This is a genomic window from Mesorhizobium sp. WSM4850 (assembly GCF_055811735.1).
This window is the reverse complement of sequence record NZ_JBVVPV010000012.1, coordinates 62,811-78,853: the sequence shown is the minus strand read 5'-3', so window position 1 is coordinate 78,853 and position 16,043 is coordinate 62,811. Positions and strand designations below refer to the sequence as shown.

Annotated in this window: 14 protein-coding genes; 8 read left to right on the top strand and 6 right to left on the bottom strand. The window is 63.1% G+C overall.

The features are described 5' to 3' along the window. The first annotated feature begins 72 nt into the window (after positions 1 to 72). On the top strand, positions 73 to 1,005 hold the full coding sequence (ypfJ, locus tag AC0L2Z_RS14485; protein WP_023799764.1) for a KPN_02809 family neutral zinc metallopeptidase: 933 nt from the start codon (positions 73 to 75) through the stop codon (positions 1,003 to 1,005). A gap of 179 nt (positions 1,006 to 1,184) precedes the next feature. Then, complete coding sequence (locus tag AC0L2Z_RS14480; protein ID WP_473628440.1) at positions 1,185 to 2,438, top strand: TCR/Tet family MFS transporter; 1,254 nt, start codon at positions 1,185 to 1,187, stop codon at positions 2,436 to 2,438. Between the two features lies 1 nt (position 2,439). On the opposite strand, the gene carA is transcribed toward AC0L2Z_RS14480, so the two are convergent. After that, positions 2,440 to 3,657 carry a glutamine-hydrolyzing carbamoyl-phosphate synthase small subunit gene (gene carA, locus AC0L2Z_RS14475; protein WP_128171088.1) on the bottom strand — a complete coding sequence of 406 codons (1,218 nt, stop codon included), beginning with the start codon at positions 3,655 to 3,657 and terminating at the stop codon, positions 2,440 to 2,442. Between the two features lie 277 nt (positions 3,658 to 3,934). Here carA and AC0L2Z_RS14470 point away from each other — a divergent pair, with 277 nt between their 5' ends. Further along, positions 3,935 to 4,384 (top strand): GatB/YqeY domain-containing protein, encoded by a 450-nt coding sequence (locus AC0L2Z_RS14470; RefSeq protein ID WP_031255180.1) that lies wholly within the window; start codon positions 3,935 to 3,937, stop codon positions 4,382 to 4,384. 81 nt (positions 4,385 to 4,465) lie between these two features. Here AC0L2Z_RS14470 and AC0L2Z_RS14465 read toward each other — a convergent pair whose 3' ends face one another. After that, positions 4,466 to 4,930 (bottom strand): DUF1801 domain-containing protein, encoded by a 465-nt coding sequence (locus tag AC0L2Z_RS14465; protein WP_031255178.1) that lies wholly within the window; start codon positions 4,928 to 4,930, stop codon positions 4,466 to 4,468. A 173-nt stretch (positions 4,931 to 5,103) separates the two neighbouring features. Between AC0L2Z_RS14465 and AC0L2Z_RS14460 the strand changes: the two genes are divergently transcribed. Continuing rightward, positions 5,104 to 5,994, top strand: coding sequence for an arginase family protein (locus AC0L2Z_RS14460; RefSeq protein WP_473532775.1), 891 nt, complete (start codon positions 5,104 to 5,106; stop codon positions 5,992 to 5,994). A gap of 13 nt (positions 5,995 to 6,007) precedes the next feature. Here AC0L2Z_RS14460 and AC0L2Z_RS14455 read toward each other — a convergent pair whose 3' ends face one another. Next, positions 6,008 to 6,511: a DUF1801 domain-containing protein gene (locus tag AC0L2Z_RS14455; protein ID WP_473628438.1), complete on the bottom strand. Its 504-nt coding sequence runs from the start codon at positions 6,509 to 6,511 to the stop codon at positions 6,008 to 6,010. Between the two features lie 109 nt (positions 6,512 to 6,620). On the opposite strand from AC0L2Z_RS14455, the gene AC0L2Z_RS14450 reads away from it, so the two are divergent. Next, positions 6,621 to 7,178, top strand: coding sequence for a GNAT family N-acetyltransferase (locus AC0L2Z_RS14450; protein ID WP_287230912.1), 558 nt, complete (start codon positions 6,621 to 6,623; stop codon positions 7,176 to 7,178). Between the two features lie 10 nt (positions 7,179 to 7,188). Here AC0L2Z_RS14450 and AC0L2Z_RS14445 read toward each other — a convergent pair whose 3' ends face one another. The 3 genes from AC0L2Z_RS14445 to AC0L2Z_RS14435 form a co-directional block, all read right to left on the bottom strand. Continuing rightward, complete coding sequence (locus AC0L2Z_RS14445) at positions 7,189 to 8,370, bottom strand: MFS transporter (protein WP_287230913.1); 1,182 nt, start codon at positions 8,368 to 8,370, stop codon at positions 7,189 to 7,191. Between the two features lie 150 nt (positions 8,371 to 8,520). Next, positions 8,521 to 8,709, bottom strand: coding sequence for a DUF2061 domain-containing protein (locus tag AC0L2Z_RS14440; protein ID WP_473628436.1), 189 nt, complete (start codon positions 8,707 to 8,709; stop codon positions 8,521 to 8,523). A 209-nt stretch (positions 8,710 to 8,918) separates the two neighbouring features. Then, a complete protein-coding gene (locus AC0L2Z_RS14435; protein WP_287230915.1) occupies positions 8,919 to 10,583 on the bottom strand; it encodes a Na/Pi cotransporter family protein in 1,665 nt (554 codons plus the stop codon). Positions 10,584 to 11,003: 420 nt separating this feature from the next. On the opposite strand from AC0L2Z_RS14435, the gene AC0L2Z_RS14430 reads away from it, so the two are divergent. The 3 genes from AC0L2Z_RS14430 to rpoD all read left to right on the top strand — a co-directional run bounded on the left by AC0L2Z_RS14430 (position 11,004) and on the right by rpoD (position 15,872). After that, a complete protein-coding gene (locus AC0L2Z_RS14430) occupies positions 11,004 to 11,333 on the top strand; it encodes an RcnB family protein (RefSeq protein ID WP_473614405.1) in 330 nt (109 codons plus the stop codon). 155 nt (positions 11,334 to 11,488) lie between these two features. Continuing rightward, complete coding sequence (gene dnaG, locus AC0L2Z_RS14425) at positions 11,489 to 13,465, top strand: DNA primase (RefSeq protein WP_473628500.1); 1,977 nt, start codon at positions 11,489 to 11,491, stop codon at positions 13,463 to 13,465. A 385-nt stretch (positions 13,466 to 13,850) separates the two neighbouring features. Beyond that, complete coding sequence (gene rpoD, locus AC0L2Z_RS14420; protein WP_023799750.1) at positions 13,851 to 15,872, top strand: RNA polymerase sigma factor RpoD; 2,022 nt, start codon at positions 13,851 to 13,853, stop codon at positions 15,870 to 15,872. Positions 15,873 to 16,043 lie beyond the last annotated feature (171 nt).

Genomic DNA, 16,043 nt, shown 5'->3' with positions numbered 1-16,043 from the left:
ATAATTGTTTGTTGGGTCGGATCGGGCCATGAGATCGGCAAGGTACCGATACGTGCATCGCGGGGAGTTGCCATGCTCTGGAAAGGTCGTCGTCAAAGTGACAATGTCGAGGACCAACGCGGCCAGGGCGGCGGGCTCAACCTGCCGCGCGGCGGCCCCGGCCGTCTCCGCATCCCGATCGGCGGCCGCTCCGGCGGCGGAATGTCGCTGTCGACCATCATCATTCTCGTGGTCCTCTATTTCGGGCTGAAGGCCATCGGCATCGACCCGCTTCAGATCCTGGCCGGTGGCGGCTTGGTGCCGGGTGGCGGCGGTCAGATCACCGACAACAGCGGAGAACAGGGCGGTGGCACCGGGGCACCCGCCTCCGACGAGATGAAGCAGTTCGTTTCGACTGTCCTGGCCGAGACCGAGGACACCTGGACCGGCATTTTCCGGGCCGAGGGCCTGACCTACGAGGACCCCAAGCTGGTCCTGTTCAGCGGGCAGATCCGTTCGGCTTGCGGCTTCGCCTCGTCCGCGGCCGGCCCGTTCTACTGCCCCGGCGACCGCAAGGTCTATCTCGACACCACCTTCTTCCAGCAGCTCGACCAGCAATTCGGCGCTTCGGGCGATTTTGCCCAAGCCTATGTGATCGCGCATGAGGTCGGCCACCATGTCCAGAACCTCACCGGCATCCTGCCCAAGTTCAACCAGATGCGGCAGCAGATGGGCGAGGCCGAGGCCAACCACATGTCGGTGCAGGTCGAGCTCCAGGCGGATTGCTTCGCCGGCGTCTGGGCGCATTTCACCGGGCAGAAAGGCATTCTGGAACAGGGCGACATGGACGAGGCGCTGAACGCCGCCCAGCAGATCGGCGACGACACGATGCAGAAGAAGATGCAGGGCTATGTCGTGCCGGAAAGCTTCAACCATGGCACCTCGCAGCAGCGTCAAACCTGGCTGGCACGCGGCTACAAGAGCGGCAAGCTGTCGGACTGCGATACGTTCAACACCCCGATCTGAGGTGTTTGGGCTCTCGTTGAAATGGCGTTGAAAGGGGCGGCGGTGCAGCCGCGCTCATGTCGACAGTTGATGTCAGGATGAAAATTCCTGGCCTGTTCCCTTATTGTTCTGTGGGGCTTGCTCGCCTATAACGAGCTTTCCACCTTCGCTGCGAGGCGGCTCCAGGAGTCGATACCGTCATGATCGAAGCCAAAACCGCCGGGCGGGGCCTTGCGCTTGTTTTCACCACGCTGCTGCTCGACATCACCGGCATCGGCATCATCATGCCGGTGCTGCCGGCCTATCTGCAGGAACTGACCGGCGTCGGGGTCAGCGAAGCGGCGATCGAAGGCGGCTGGCTGTTCTTCGTCTATGCGGCCATGCAGTTCCTGTTCGCGCCGCTGGTCGGCAATCTCAGCGACCGCTTCGGCCGTCGTCCGATCCTGCTGGCCTCGGTGCTGACCTTCGCCGTCGACAATCTGATCTGCGCGGTGGCCTGGTCCTATTGGGTCCTGTTCGTCGGCCGGGTGCTGGCCGGCATCAGCGGCGCCAGCTATTCGACCGCCTCCGCCTTCATCGCCGATGTCAGCACCGACGAGAACAGGGCGAAGAATTTCGGCCTGCTTGGCATCGCCTTCGGCGTCGGTTTCGTCATCGGCCCGGTGCTGGGCGGGTTGCTCGGCGAATTCGGGCCGCGCGTGCCGTTCTGGGGCGCGGCGGTGCTTGCTCTGATCAACTTCATCGTCGGCTGGTTCTTCCTGCCGGAAACGCTGGAGCAGCATCACCGGCGCCGCTTCGAATGGCGCCGCGCCAATCCTCTCGGCGCCCTGAAGCAGATGCGCAATTACAAGGGGATCGGCTGGATCGGCCTGGTGTTCTTCCTGATGACGCTCGGTCACATGATGTACCCTGCCGTGTGGTCGTTCGTCGGCAGTTACCGCTACGGCTGGAGCGAACAGCAGATCGGCTTCTCACTCGGCGTCTTCGGCCTTGGCGGGGCGTTGGTGATGGGTTTTGTCCTGCCGCGCGTCATCCCACGGCTCGGCGAATGGCGGACCGCCGCCATCGGCCTTGCTTTTACCGCGCTCGCCGCCTTCGGCTATGCCGCGGCGTGGAAGGGCTGGATGATCTATGCGGTGATCGTGGCGACCTGCCTCGAGGCGCTGGCCGATCCGCCGCTGCGGAGCCTGGCGGCGGCCAAGGTGCCGCCCTCCGCGCAAGGCGAACTGCAAGGTGCGATGACGAGCGTGTTTTCGATCACCAGCATCATAACGCCGCTGCTTTATACGGGAATCTTCGCCTGGTTCACCGGGCCGAGCGCGCCGGTGACGTTCGGCGGCGCGCCCTTTGTGCTCGGCGGTATCTTTCTTGCTTTGTCGCTGATCGCGTTTGTGCTCAGGGTCGAGAAGCCGAGCGCGGTGAGGGACGTCACGACGGCGACGGTGCGAACCTGAATCAGGCGCGCTCCGCCAGCGCCGGCTCGCCGCGCTTTTCGCGGATGAGATTGACGAAGCGGCGGAACAGATAATGCGAGTCCTGCGGGCCCGGCGAGGCTTCGGGATGATGCTGGACCGAAAACACCGGCCTGCCAGTCAGGGTGATGCCGCAGTTCGAGCCGTCGAACAGCGAGACATGGGTTTCTTCGACGCCCGTGGGCAACGAGCCGGCATCGACGGCAAAGCCGTGGTTCATCGAGACGATCTCAACCTTGCCGGTGGTGTGATCCTTGACCGGATGATTGGCGCCGTGATGGCCTTGATGCATTTTGGCGGTCCTGCCGCCAAGCGCCAGCGCCAGCATCTGGTGGCCGAGGCAGATGCCGAAGACCGGGATGTCGGTCTTCAGCAAGTCCTGGATGACCGGAACGGCATAGTCGCCAGTGGCTTCCGGGTCGCCGGGACCGTTGGAGAGAAAGATGCCGTCGGGCCGCATGGCGAGGATATCCTCGGCGCCGGTGTTGGCCGGCACCACGGTGACCTTGGCGCCCAGGCCGGCAAGCAGGCGCAATATGTTGCGTTTTACGCCGTAGTCGATGGCGACGACATGCATGGACGGATCGGTCTGTTCGCCAAAGCCCTCGTCCCAGACCCACGGCGTCTCGCGCCAGACCGAGGACTGGCCGGAAGTGACGTCCTTGGCCAGGTCAAGCCCGATCAGGCCGGACCAGGCAGCGGCGCGGCGCTTCAGCTCCTCGATGTCGAAGATGCCGTCGGGCGCGTGCGCGATGACGGCGTTGGGCATGCCCTTTTCGCGGATCAGCGCGGTCAGCGCGCGGGTGTCGATGCCCGAAAGCGCCACTATGCCGCGTTTCTTCAGCCATTGGTCAAGACCAGAAGCGGCGCGATAGCTGGACGGATTGGTGACGTCGGCCTTGAACACGGCGCCGACTGCGCCGGCGCGGGCAACCGGGTTGAGATCCTCGATGTCCTCGTCATTGGTGCCGATATTGCCGATATGCGGAAAGGTGAAGGTGACGATCTGGCCGGCATAGGACGGGTCGGTGAGGATTTCCTGATAGCCTGTCAGCGCGGTGTTGAAGCAGACTTCGGCGACGGCGGAGCCGGTGGCGCCAAGGCCGCGGCCCTCGATGACGGTGCCGTCGGCCAGCACCAGCAGGGCGGTCGGCTTCTCGGTGGCCCAAGTGGGGGTCGACGCGGCGGTCATCGTTGCCATGGCGGCACTCCTAAAGGCTGCGCCCTTCAATCGGTCCGGCGAACCATTCTGCGCAGCAAACCGCGCGCAGCGGCGATTTCGCAGCCAGCGCGCGCAACAAAAACTCAGTTCATGCAAGGCCCAGTACATAGGGGAAGGCGCCAGAGCGGTCAATGATGCTACGCCCGCAGGCGCGATTTATTTCGTCGAACAATATCAGCGGTTTGCCGGGCGGCGTCGAATTTGCCTTGGGCTTTCGGCACGGCTATTGTCCGTCTCATTCGAAGGAGAAAGCATCATGCGCGGCAAAATCGCTGAATCCCTGAAGAGCGCGATGAAGGCGCAGGACAAGCGCCGGCTGCCGACATTGCGGCTGATCCAGGCGGCCATTCACGACCGCGACATCGCCAATCGCGGCGCCGGCAAGGAGCCGGCCAGCGACGACGAGATCCTGCAGATACTGGCCAAGATGGTGAAGCAGCGCGAAGAGTCGGCCAAGGCTTTCGACGACGGCAAGCGGCCGGAGCTTGCCGCGCAGGAGCGCGACGAGATGGCCATCATCCGCGATTTCCTGCCGACGCAACTGGGCCAGGCAGAGACCGAAACGGCGATCCGCGCCGCCATCGCCGAGACCGGCGCCAGCAGCGTCAAGGACATGGGCAAGGTTATGGCCGTGCTCAAGGAGAAATACGCCGGCCAGATGGATTTCTCCAAGGCGAGCGGGATCGTCAAGGGACTGCTGCAGTAGGATTTTGCCGCTGCAGCGAGCTCGTAAGGCATTGGAGGAGGCGACAGCGAGGCGCCAGCCCTGGCCGCATATGATTGATTCTCAGGCGCTCTTCGGTTTCTGAGAGCGGGCGGGGCGGGCGGCAGCTCGCACCGACAGGTTCAGTGCCACGGCGGCGCGAATGAGCGCCTTCAACGCCTCTTCATCGATCTTGTCGCCCTCATGGATGTCGATGGCGCGCCTGGTGTTGCCTTCGAGGCTGGAGTTGAAGAGGCCAGATGGGTCCTCCAGCGTGGCGCCCCTGGCGAAAGTCATTTTCACGACATTCTTGTAGGTCTCACCGGTGCAGATAATTCCGGCGTGTTCCCACACCGGAACCCCTCTCCACTTCCACTCCTCGACCACTTCGGGATCGACCTGCTTGATGAGGGTTCGGATCCGAGCGAGCATCTCGCCCCGCCAATCGCTCAGCTCTTTGATTCTCGCATCTATCAATTGAGAGGGGGTGTCTCCTCCTGCTCCCTCCGTCGAGCCGCCCTTCTTCATGGCTGTTGTCGCTTTGGTCATGATTGGTCCCAGTGGCTTTGTGAACGTTCGACGTCCGGCGTCTGGCGTACGCATCGATGCGGCGAGCCGTTTGCCGTTCCGGCGCGAGCAACAAACTCTCGACGTCGAAGAGGAACCTTCGTCGCTCCAGACCCGTTTTGCAACCAGGATCATACGAAAAATGGAGCTTCGATTTGGCGGCGCGTTTGCTGAACATTTTCGGCGCTGCCACCAGCGCCGGCGCCTATTCGCCAGGGCAGGAACAAGCCCCCGCGGTGTTTCGGCGCCATGGGCTCGCAGAGGCGCTCGCGAGCCGAGGCAGAACCATCAGGGATCATAGCGATGTTGCATCGTTCCGGTGGCGACCGGACTCTTCGCGGCCGCAGGCCATGAACCTGGAGGCCGTGCGCGGGGCCTGTGACTTGGTCGCAAGCCACGTGGCGACGGCGATTTCGGCGCAGGAAGACGTGCTTGTTTTGGGCGGCGATTGTACCGTGGAGTTGGGCACGGTCGCCGGGGCGAACGCGGCCGGCGCGCGGATCGGACTCGTCTACATGGACTTTGACGCCGATCTCAACACACCTGACACGAGCGACGGCGCCTTGGACTGGACTGGTGTCGCCCATCTGCTCAACATCCCGGGATGCGAGTCTTCGCTCGCGGGGCTCGGCCCAACTCGTCCGATGCTCGTGCCTCAGCAACTTCTCTATTTCGGCGTCGAGAATATCACTCCGCCTGAAGCCGCCGCGATCAGAGATCACGCGATCAAGGTCATTTCGCGTGAGGAAGCTTTGATTGATATCGAGGCGGCGGCGGCGCGCGCGGCCGAATGGGCGGCGCGCTTTGACTGTGTGCTTATTCACTTCGATGCCGATGTGCTCTCCTTTATCGATTTCCCGATTGCTGAGAATGTGCGCCGTTGCCACGGTCTCAAACTGGAGCAAGCCGCCTTCGTGCTAAAGCAGTTGACCGCCCTGCAGCAATGGCGCGGCCTGACCGTCACAGAAGTTAATCCGGCCCATGCGCCAGACGAGCCCACCGCGTTTGCACGCCTGAATGAGGTGCTTGCAGACGCCCTTGGCTAATTCGTGATGCATCTCACAGTCGCCCGCCTGGCAATTGGCTGGCTTGCTTCACCCAGGCGGCGAACTGGGCTTCGTCGAGCTGGTCCTCATAAATGTCGAGGTAGCGCACGTCCTTGTGCCTGGACTCGCCGGGAGGAACAGGACGCAGTGACGTGCCCCGGAAGAAGGTCACTTTGACGTAGCGGGTGAAGACATGAAACGACAGGAACCAGCCCTGGCCTTCGATGCCGTAAAACGGCGAGTTCCATTTGACGGCCTTGTGCACGCCGGGGACGGTGCGCACGATGATTGCGTCGAGGCGGCGCCCGACATCGCTTTTCCAGCCCGGCATGGCCGCGATGTAGGCCTGCACCGGGGCGTCACCTTCGGCCTTCGCGATCTGGGGGTTGCCGCCTGCGAGGAGTGCCGGCTTCGCTTCCTTCGCGGACTGCGGCTTCGGCGTCGCCTTGCGCGGTTTGGTTGCCGCGCCCCGCTCGGCGGCGGCCTTCGCCGACTTCTCGGACCTGTGGTCGGCCATTGTGTTCACTCCAAAGTAGGTGGACCCAATCGATGACATTTGATTTTAGAAAGCCGCCCCTGAAGATCAACTTCAGAATCCGAGGGCGGCAGCGGAGCGATCGTACGTCATGGTTGAACTCGTCAAACCGGCGCTTGAACATCTGCCGTCGTACAAGGCCGCCCTTGAGCGCGGCTGGTCGCCGGACAATGTGCGGCTAATGGAGGCGACGCGCGAGCAGCTTGCGGCCATCGAAAAGAATCCAACGGCCTTCCTCGCCGATCTCGACGACCCCGATGCCAAGGGTGGTCCGATCACCTTGCTTGATGGGACGAACGTGCCGCGCCTGCCGGGATTCCGGCGCTGGATCTGGGACGGCGAAGTCGCCGGCTCGATCGGCCTTCGCTGGCAGCGCGGCACCGCCGAGCTGCCGCCACATGTGCTCGGCCACATCGGCTATGCCGTAGTGCCATGGAAGCGGCGGCGCGGCCATGCGACAGAGGCAGTGAGGCTGATGCTCGGCGAGGCGAGGGCGCTCGGCCTGCCCTTCGTCGAGATCACCGCCAAGCCGGGTAATCTCGCCTCGCAGAAGGTGGTCCTGGCCAATGGCGGACGGCTCGTCGGGCGATTCTTCGAGGACGCTGCCTATGGCGGCGCCGAAAGCCTGCGCTATCGCATCGACCTGTAGCGCCTGCCGACTATTCGGCAGCGGCCGGCAGCGGCGGCATCGTGTTTCGGCGCCACTCCCAGATATGTGAGGCGAGCGCGACCGCCACGGCGACCAGCATGGCCATGGCGCCAACCACCGGCAGGCTGCGATAGCCATAACCGGCATTGAGCATGGCGGCGCCGAGCGAGGCGGCCAGCGCGATGCCGACATTGAAGCCGGCCGGGATAAGCGATGAGGCGAGATTGGAGGCGTCCGCCGTCCAGGTCAGGATACGGGTCTGGATCGGGGTGCCGATGGCAAAGCTGAGACCACCCCAGATAGTGATCGCAACGACCATCGGCACCGGGTACGGGCTGGCGGTGTAAACGACGGCAAGTGTCACCGCCTGCATGAAAAGCATGGTGATGAGCGACGGCATCAGTTTCCAGTCGGCGAGCCGCCCGCCAAGAAAGACGCCGATCGTCGCGCCGACACCGTTGAGCAACAGCACCCAGGGCACCAGGCCCTCGCCGAGGCCGGTGACTTCAAGCAGCGTCGGCGTGATGTAGGTGAACAGGCCGAACTGGCCGATCATCAGCATCAGCATGAGGATTAGCGACGTCCAAACCTGCTGGCGTGCGAGCACGCGGACCTCGCTGCCGAAACTGACGGGCCGGCGCGACGATCCCGTCCGGCGCGGCAGGAGGGCGGCCATGGCGGCGATGGAAACCACACCAAGCGCGCACATCACCCAGAACGTCGCGCGCCACCCCCAAATATTGCCGATCGCCGTGCCGGCCGGCACGCCGATGACATTGGAGACCGTGAGGCCCGACAGAATGAGCGCCACGGCCATTCCACGCTGATCCTGGCGGACCAGGCCGACCGCAACCACCATCGCGACGCCGAAGTAGGCGCCGTGCGCCACGGCCACTGCAATCCGCAACAGCAACATGGAGGCGAAGTCGGGCGCAAGGGCGCAGGCGGCCTGGCCGATGGTGAAGGCTGCGGCAAGGCCAAGCAGCAACGCCTTGCGGGAAAGCGTCTTGGTGGCGAGCGTCAACAGCGGTCCGCCGATCGCGATGCCGCCGGCGTAGCCGGAGACGAGATAGCCGGCGGTTGGGATGGAGACGCCAAGGCCGTCCGCCACCTGCGGCAGCACGCCGGCGATGACGAACTCGGTAGTGCCGAATGCGAACGCAGCGATGAACAGGGCGATGAGGGGAAGCATGGCGCGGGAAGGCGATCCTTGAACGAGATGGCTCAAATCACGGACGAGAGCGGCGGGCAATCCAGAAATTCTCGACGCCGCTTTAGGTTTTCTTCATCGGTTCAGCCAAGCTCCGGCCGCACAAGGCTAGACGGTCGTCGTCTTCCTTCTTTAGGGGATTTTCAACCACGCCCGCTCGTGAAAATAGTAGAGCAGCGATTTGGTGATGACCTCGGTCACGCCGATGGCCGCAGCGAGCTTGATGCTGCCCGTCACGATGAGCGAAATGATTATCGTGTCGACCGTGCCGGTGACGCGCCAGGAAAGCGCCTTGGCGAAACTGCGCGAATGGGTATCCATAGACTTTCTCCCGGCGGATTTTAAGCGATCCTTAGAGCGCCTTGCGTTCTGGTGGAACCAAAACCGCGCTCCAGGTCTTTGCTTGACGCGTGTTGTCCGACGCCAAGCGAAGACGGTTGGCTGAAAAATGCTCTAGCCGACAGACGGAAGGGTTAGCAAAGACTAATTTTCGCGCGCCGGCTCCAGGCAATTCCCGCGCTGGGCCCAATCTATCCGGCCTTCAGCCGCGAGCCGGTGAGCAGGCCGCGTTCCTCGAGCACGGGGTAGGCTATCGAGGCAAGGAGCGAATTGATCTGCTTCAGGTCGCGGATGGTGTCGAGATGGATGGAACTGGTCTCGACGCTCTTGGCGGTGCCGTCGCGCAGCCGCACGAAATGGCTGGCGCTGGTCTCCTTCTCGCGATCGCGCAGCCGATCCTTTTCCAGCACCAGCTGGCGGGCGGTCTCCGGATCGCGCGAGACCAGCACGTTGAAGGCAAGCCGCGCGTTGGCGAGCACCGAAGCGTGGAAGCCGCTAAGCTCGCGCCAACCCTCGGGCGTGAACTCCAGCCCGCGCTCAAGCTTCTTCCTGACATGCACCAGCATGTTGCGCACGATGATGTCGCCGACCTGTTCGAGCTTGACGCAGGCGCCGATCAACTCCTGGCAACGCAGCGCCTCGTCCTCGGTCAGCGGGTTCCTGGTGACCTTGGCCAGATAGAGCTTTATCGACGCATGTTTCTTGTCGACGCGGTCGTCGAGCGCGGCCAGCGCCTTGATCTTGTCGGCGTCGGCGCTTTCATAGAGCTCGATGATGCGCTTCAGCATGATCTCGACCGTCTCGCAGACCCGCACCACCTCACGGGTGGCGTTGGCCAGCGCCTGGCTCGGCACATCGAGGGCGCTGTCGTTGAGCGCGGACAACTCGACGACGTCGAGCGCTTCTGCCGGCGCCGGTTTGGTGCCGAGCGCCACGATCTTTTCCGAAACGCGGTAGACGAGGCCGGCCAGCGGCAGGCCGGCAACCAGGATCAGGATGTTGAAGAGGATATGGGCGTTGACGATCTGGTCGGGCACGGTGGCGCCGAGAAAGGCGACCGACGGTTTCAACCACAGGAACAGGATCAGCATGGCCAGCGAGCCCATGCCGCGCATCAGGAGATTGCCGATCGGTACGACACGCACGCCCGGCTCCGCATTGCGGGTGAGTAGCGGCGCGATGATCGACGAACCCAGATTGACGCCGAGCACCAGCACGATGCCGAGTTCGGGCGGGATGAAGCCGCGGCCGGCGAGCGTCACCATCAAAAGGACCGCGGCGATCGAGGAATGGAACAGCCAGGTGACCAGCGCCGCCAGCAGATAGGCGGTGACCGGATCGCCGGAGAAGTAATCGACGACGACCGGCATCAGGGTGCTCTGGCGCAGCGGCTCCGAGGCCTGGCCGATCATTTCCAGCGACAACACCAGCAGGCCGATGCCGACCAGGATGCGGCCGAACTGGCGCCAGTCGCGCCGCTCGGTGGCCATGAACATGACGGTGCCGGCGACAAGACAGACCGGCACCAGCAGCGACAGGTCGAAGGTGAGCAGCTTGACCACCAGCGCCGAGCCGATCTCGGCGCCGCGCACGGCAAGCTGGCCCGATATACCGCTGACGATGCCGGCGCCGGCGAAGGACCCGACCAGCAAGGTGACGGCGGTGGAGCTTTGCAGGGCGATCGCCAGGCCGCAGCCGGCCAGAACCGCCATGAAAGGATTGCGCATGGTGGCGCGCAGCTTGTGGCGCAGCACATCGCCATAGGCGCGCTCGACACCTGTCTTCACCAAGCGGGTGGCAAACAGCATCAGCGCCACCGCGCCGGCAAGATGCAGCAAAACGACCGAACCGCTCATGTCAGGCTCGCATTCCGACAGCCACCAGCAATATGGGAGCCGTGATGGCAAAGGCGCAAAAGAGGGGGCGAATCAAGGACATTGCAAAGGTCGATACTACTCCGATTACTTTTAGCCGGATAATAAATTTTGCCCAATTCGGCCGGCTGTTGCGCGACAGGGCGTGTCGGAAATGGATGGATCGCAAAATGGTTGCATCGCCGGCCGGCTTCTTGATGGTCGCGCGCTCAAGTGCCGACGACCGCTTCAGATCAGGTTTGAGCTGAGTGTTGAATTACTATTATAAATATCTGAAATCATTACAAAAATGTAATCCGTGTGTTCAGTTTCGGTTCATTTTTCGGGCTCTATTGCTTGGGCATCGACAACCAAGGAGTACCCCGTCATGAACGTATCATTCTTTCCGCAGTCGCCGTATCGATGCTGGCTGCGACGTCCCTGCAGGGCCAGGCAGCGCCGCTGAACGCGCCGAATGCACCGCAGTCGACCTACAGCCAGGTCGACTGGAAGAAGCCGGACAGGCACGTCAAGACGCGCGTCGTGGTGAAGAAGAAAGTCGTCGTCAAGAGGAACCATTGGCGCAACGGCCAGAGATATTCGAGTTGGAGGCGCCACCAGCCGGTCCGCGACTATCGCCACTATGGCCTGCGTCGCCCGGGCCGTGGCCAGGAATGGATCCGCGTCGGCAACGACTATCTCTTGGTCAGCGTCGTCTCCGGCATCATCTTCGGCGCGATTGCCGCGCACTGACCGTCAAAAACGTCGACCGGCACAATGCCGGATAGGAAGGAAGGCGGCTTGCAACGGCCGCCTTCTTTTTGCCCTGTGAAAACCGGGTATGGTTCGCATTAGGAGTCGTCGGGTTTCGCCGGCGTGATTATATGGAGGCAAACGAGCCGTTCCCGATGCGCTTTCCACCTGCCTTCCTCGACGAGATACGCGACCGCGTGCCGATTTCCTCGGTGATCGGCCAGCGCGTGGCGTGGGACAGGAAGAAGACCAACGCGCCGCGCGGCGATTATTGGGCGTGCTGTCCCTTCCATGGCGAGAAGAGCCCGTCCTTTCACTGCGAGGACAAGAAGGGACGCTATCATTGCTTCGGCTGCTCGGTTTCGGGCGACCACTTCAAATTCCTCACCGAACTCGACGGAATGAGCTTTCCCGAAGCGGTCGAGAAGATCGCCGACATGGCCGGGGTGCCGATGCCGTTGCGCGATGCCCAGGAGGAACGGCGCGAAAAGGAACGCGCCAGCCTGACCGAAGTCATGGAAATGGCGACCGCCTTCTTCCAGGAGCGGCTGCAGGGACCGGAAGGCGCAAAAGCCCGCGCCTATCTGCGCGACCGCGGGCTGACGCCGGCGACGCAGCAGTCGTTCCGGCTCGGCTATGCGCCCGACAGTCGCAATGAGCTGAAGGAGCATCTTGCCGCCAAGGGCGTGCCCAAGGCCGATATCGAGGCATGCGGGCTGGTGCGCCATGGCGACGACGTTCCGGTTTCCTACGATTGGTTCCGCGACCGCATCATGTTCCCGATCCCGGACTCCAGAGGCAAGATAATCGCCTTTGGCGGGCGGGCGCTGGCAGCCGATGCGCTCGCTAAATACATGAATTCGCCCGACACCGAGCTCTTCCACAAGGGCAACGTGCTCTATAATTTCGCCCGAGCCCGCCAAGCGCTGGGAAAGGGGGCGCTGGCCAAGGGCGGCACGGTGATTGCCGTCGAGGGCTATATGGACGTGATCGCGCTGGCGCAGGCCGGTTTCGAAAATGTCGTGGCGCCGCTCGGCACCGCGCTGACCGAAAACCAGCTTGAACTGCTGTGGCGGATGGCCGGCGAGCCGGTGCTGTGCTTCGATGGCGACCAGGCCGGACTGAAGGCGGCATGGCGTGCCGCCGACATGGCGCTGCCGGCGGTCCAGGCAGGCCGCTCGGTGCGTTTTGCGCTTCTGCCCGAAGGCAAGGACCCCGACGATCTGGTCAAGGCCGAAGGGCCGGACGCGTTTGGCGCCGTGCTTTCCGAGGCGCGGCCGCTCGCCGACCTTTTGTGGATGCGCGAAACGGCCGGCGGCATCTTCGACACGCCGGAACGACGGGCGGAACTGGAAAAAACGCTGCGCGAACTGACCAGCCGCATCCGCGACGAGAGCTTGCGCTATCACTACCAACAGGAAATGCGCGAGCGAGTGCTAAGCTTTTTCGGCGCCCAGCGCGGCGCGCGCCAAACCTATCAAGGGGGGCGCCAAGACGGGCGGTCCGGCGGGCGCTTTCAGGGCAAGGGCTCAGCTGCTGGCGGGCAGTTCGCACGCGGCGGCAATGCCGGTGGACGCACCGCGATCACCGAAAGCCTTGGCCGCTCGGCGCTGGTCAAGCGCGGCAGCGAGGGGATGTCGGTGCGCGAGGCGACGATCATCGCAGCTCTTGTCAATCATCCGGCGCTGATCGACGAGAATTTCGCGCATGTCGAGTTCCTCGACCTCGCCAACACCGATCTGAAGCGATTGCACGCGGCGATCCTCGATGCGATGGCGCATAACATGGCCAACGACCGCAACGCGGTGATCGCGACGATCGAACGTGCCGGCTGCGGCGAGATCTGGGCGCGCGTGGTGGCGCTGATCAAACGGGCGCGGCAATGGCCGGCGCTGGAAACAGCCGGACTTGACGATGCCCGCGACGCCTTCAGCCAGGCGCTCCACTTGCAGCGCAGCGCGCGCACATTACATAAGGAGCTGAAACAGGCAGAAGCGGCGCTCGCCAGCGATCCCACGGACGAAAATTACCGGCATCTCGTCGAGATCCAGGCGCAATTTCGTGATGTGCAGGCAACGGAGGCGCTGATCGAAGGGTTCGGCGTGTCTTCGGGCAGGGCCGGGCGGGTGTAGGTCGAAGCTTACGAAAGAGTGAAAGTGCAGAACCGTGCTTGCGCGTCGAATCAGCCGCGGCGCTTTAAGTCGGGTAATTGATTCGCTTTTTTCATGCGAATCATGCGAGAGGCGCTTGACCTTCTGGCAGAATGACGGAATCAGGACGATTCGAAACGTTAACCCGCGCCGGCGTCGACGGAAATGCAGCGATGTGAGGTACCGGTCACTGGACAGGCAGTCAGCCTGCCACAGATACCAGGGTTAATCTGGACTTAACGAGAGATGCAGTTACTGGCCCGGGGAAACGCGTTCTAGCGCGAGCGCATCTGATAAACCGGTACGGCAGCTTACGCGGCTTGATACTTATGCGGCTAGATACCTGGCCGCTTGGAGAAAATAAAGAATGGCGACAAAAGAAAAGGAAGAGGTCGAGACCGAACGTGAAGGCGCCACCGATGGCCCTCTGCTCGACCTTTCCGACGATGCTGTCAAGAAGATGATCAAGGCCGCCAAGAAGCGCGGCTATGTCACCATGGACGAACTGAATTCGGTGCTGCCCTCGGAGGAAGTCACCTCCGAGCAGATCGAGGACACGATGGCCATGCTCTCCGACATGGGCATCAACGTGGTCGAGGACGACGAGCAGGGCGAGGAGCCCGAAGCCGCCGATGCGGCTGCCGACGCCGAGGAAGACGCCAACGAACTGGCCGAGCAGACCGGCACCGCCGTTGCCGCGACGACCACCAAGAAAGAGCCGACCGATCGTACCGACGATCCGGTTCGCATGTATCTGCGCGAGATGGGCTCGGTCGAGCTTCTGTCGCGCGAGGGCGAAATCGCGATTGCCAAGCGCATCGAGGCTGGCCGCGAGACGATGATCGCGGGCCTGTGCGAAAGCCCGCTGACCTTCCAGGCCATCATCATCTGGCGTGACGAGCTCAACGAATCGAAGATCCTCTTGCGCGAGATTATCGACCTCGAAGCGACCTATGCCGGACCGGAGGCCAAGCAGGCGCCGGTGGTCGAGCGGATCGAGGAAGCCAAGACCGACGACAAGCCGCGCCGTTCGCGCGAGGACGAGGACGACATCACCAATGTCGGCGGCGACACGCGCGGTCTGACTGATGACGACGAGGAAGACGAGGACGAAGCCAGCCTGTCGCTGGCGGCGATGGAAGCGGAGCTGCGCCCGCAGGTGATGGAGACGCTCGACGTCATCGCCGACACCTACAAGAAGTTGCGCAAGCTGCAGGACCAGCAGGTCGAGAATCGGCTGGCTGCCGCCGGCACGCTGTCGCCCAGCCAGGACCGCCGGCTGAAGGAGCTGAAGGACCAGCTGATCAAGGCGGTGAAGTCGCTATCCCTGAACACGGCGCGCATCGAGGCATTGGTCGAGCAACTCTACGACATCAACAAGCGCCTGGTGCAGAACGAAGGCAAGCTGTTGCGGCTGGCCGAAAGCTATGGCGTGCGCCGCGAGGAATTCCTGAAGGAGTATCAGGGCTCGGAGCTCGATCCCAACTGGACGCGCTCGATCGGCAATCTGACCTCGCGCGGCTGGAAGGAATTCACCAAGAACGAGAAGGACGCGATCCGCGACCTGCGCGCCGAGATCCAGAACCTCGCCACCGAAACGGCGATCTCGATCCTGGAATTCCGCAGGATCGTCAACCAGGTGCAGAAGGGCGAGCGCGAAGCCGCGATCGCCAAGAAGGAAATGGTCGAGGCCAATCTGCGCCTCGTCATTTCCATCGCCAAGAAATACACCAATCGCGGCCTGCAGTTCCTCGATCTGATCCAGGAAGGCAATATCGGCCTGATGAAGGCGGTCGACAAATTCGAATATCGCCGCGGCTACAAGTTCTCGACCTATGCGACGTGGTGGATCCGGCAAGCGATCACCCGCTCGATCGCCGACCAGGCGCGCACCATCCGCATTCCGGTGCATATGATCGAGACGATCAACAAGATCGTGCGCACCTCGCGCCAGATGCTGCACGAGATCGGCCGCGAGCCGACGCCGGAGGAACTGGCGGAAAAGCTCGCCATGCCGCTGGAAAAAGTGCGCAAGGTGCTGAAGATCGCCAAGGAACCGATCTCGCTCGAAACGCCGGTCGGCGACGAGGAGGATTCGCATCTCGGCGATTTCATCGAGGACAAGATGGCGATCCTGCCGATCGACGCGGCGATCCAGGCCAATCTGCGCGAGACGACGACGCGGGTGCTTGCTTCGCTCACCCCGCGTGAAGAGCGCGTGCTCAGAATGCGCTTCGGCATCGGCATGAACACCGATCACACGCTGGAGGAAGTCGGCCAGCAGTTCTCGGTCACCCGTGAGCGCATCCGCCAGATCGAAGCCAAGGCGCTGCGCAAGCTCAAGCACCCGAGCCGCTCGCGCAAGCTGCGGAGCTTCCTCGACAGCTGATGCCGGGCAACGAATAACAATTTAAGGGCGCTGCGGCGCCCTTTTTGTTGTGCGCCAGGCATGGCGCGTGGTGCGCAAGCACCGTTTGGCCGGGGTGGTATCCGGTCGATGACTTGGAGGTGAAAGTCCTCTGCGGACCCTGGTGATGGGAACCGCTAGCCGAACAGCAAG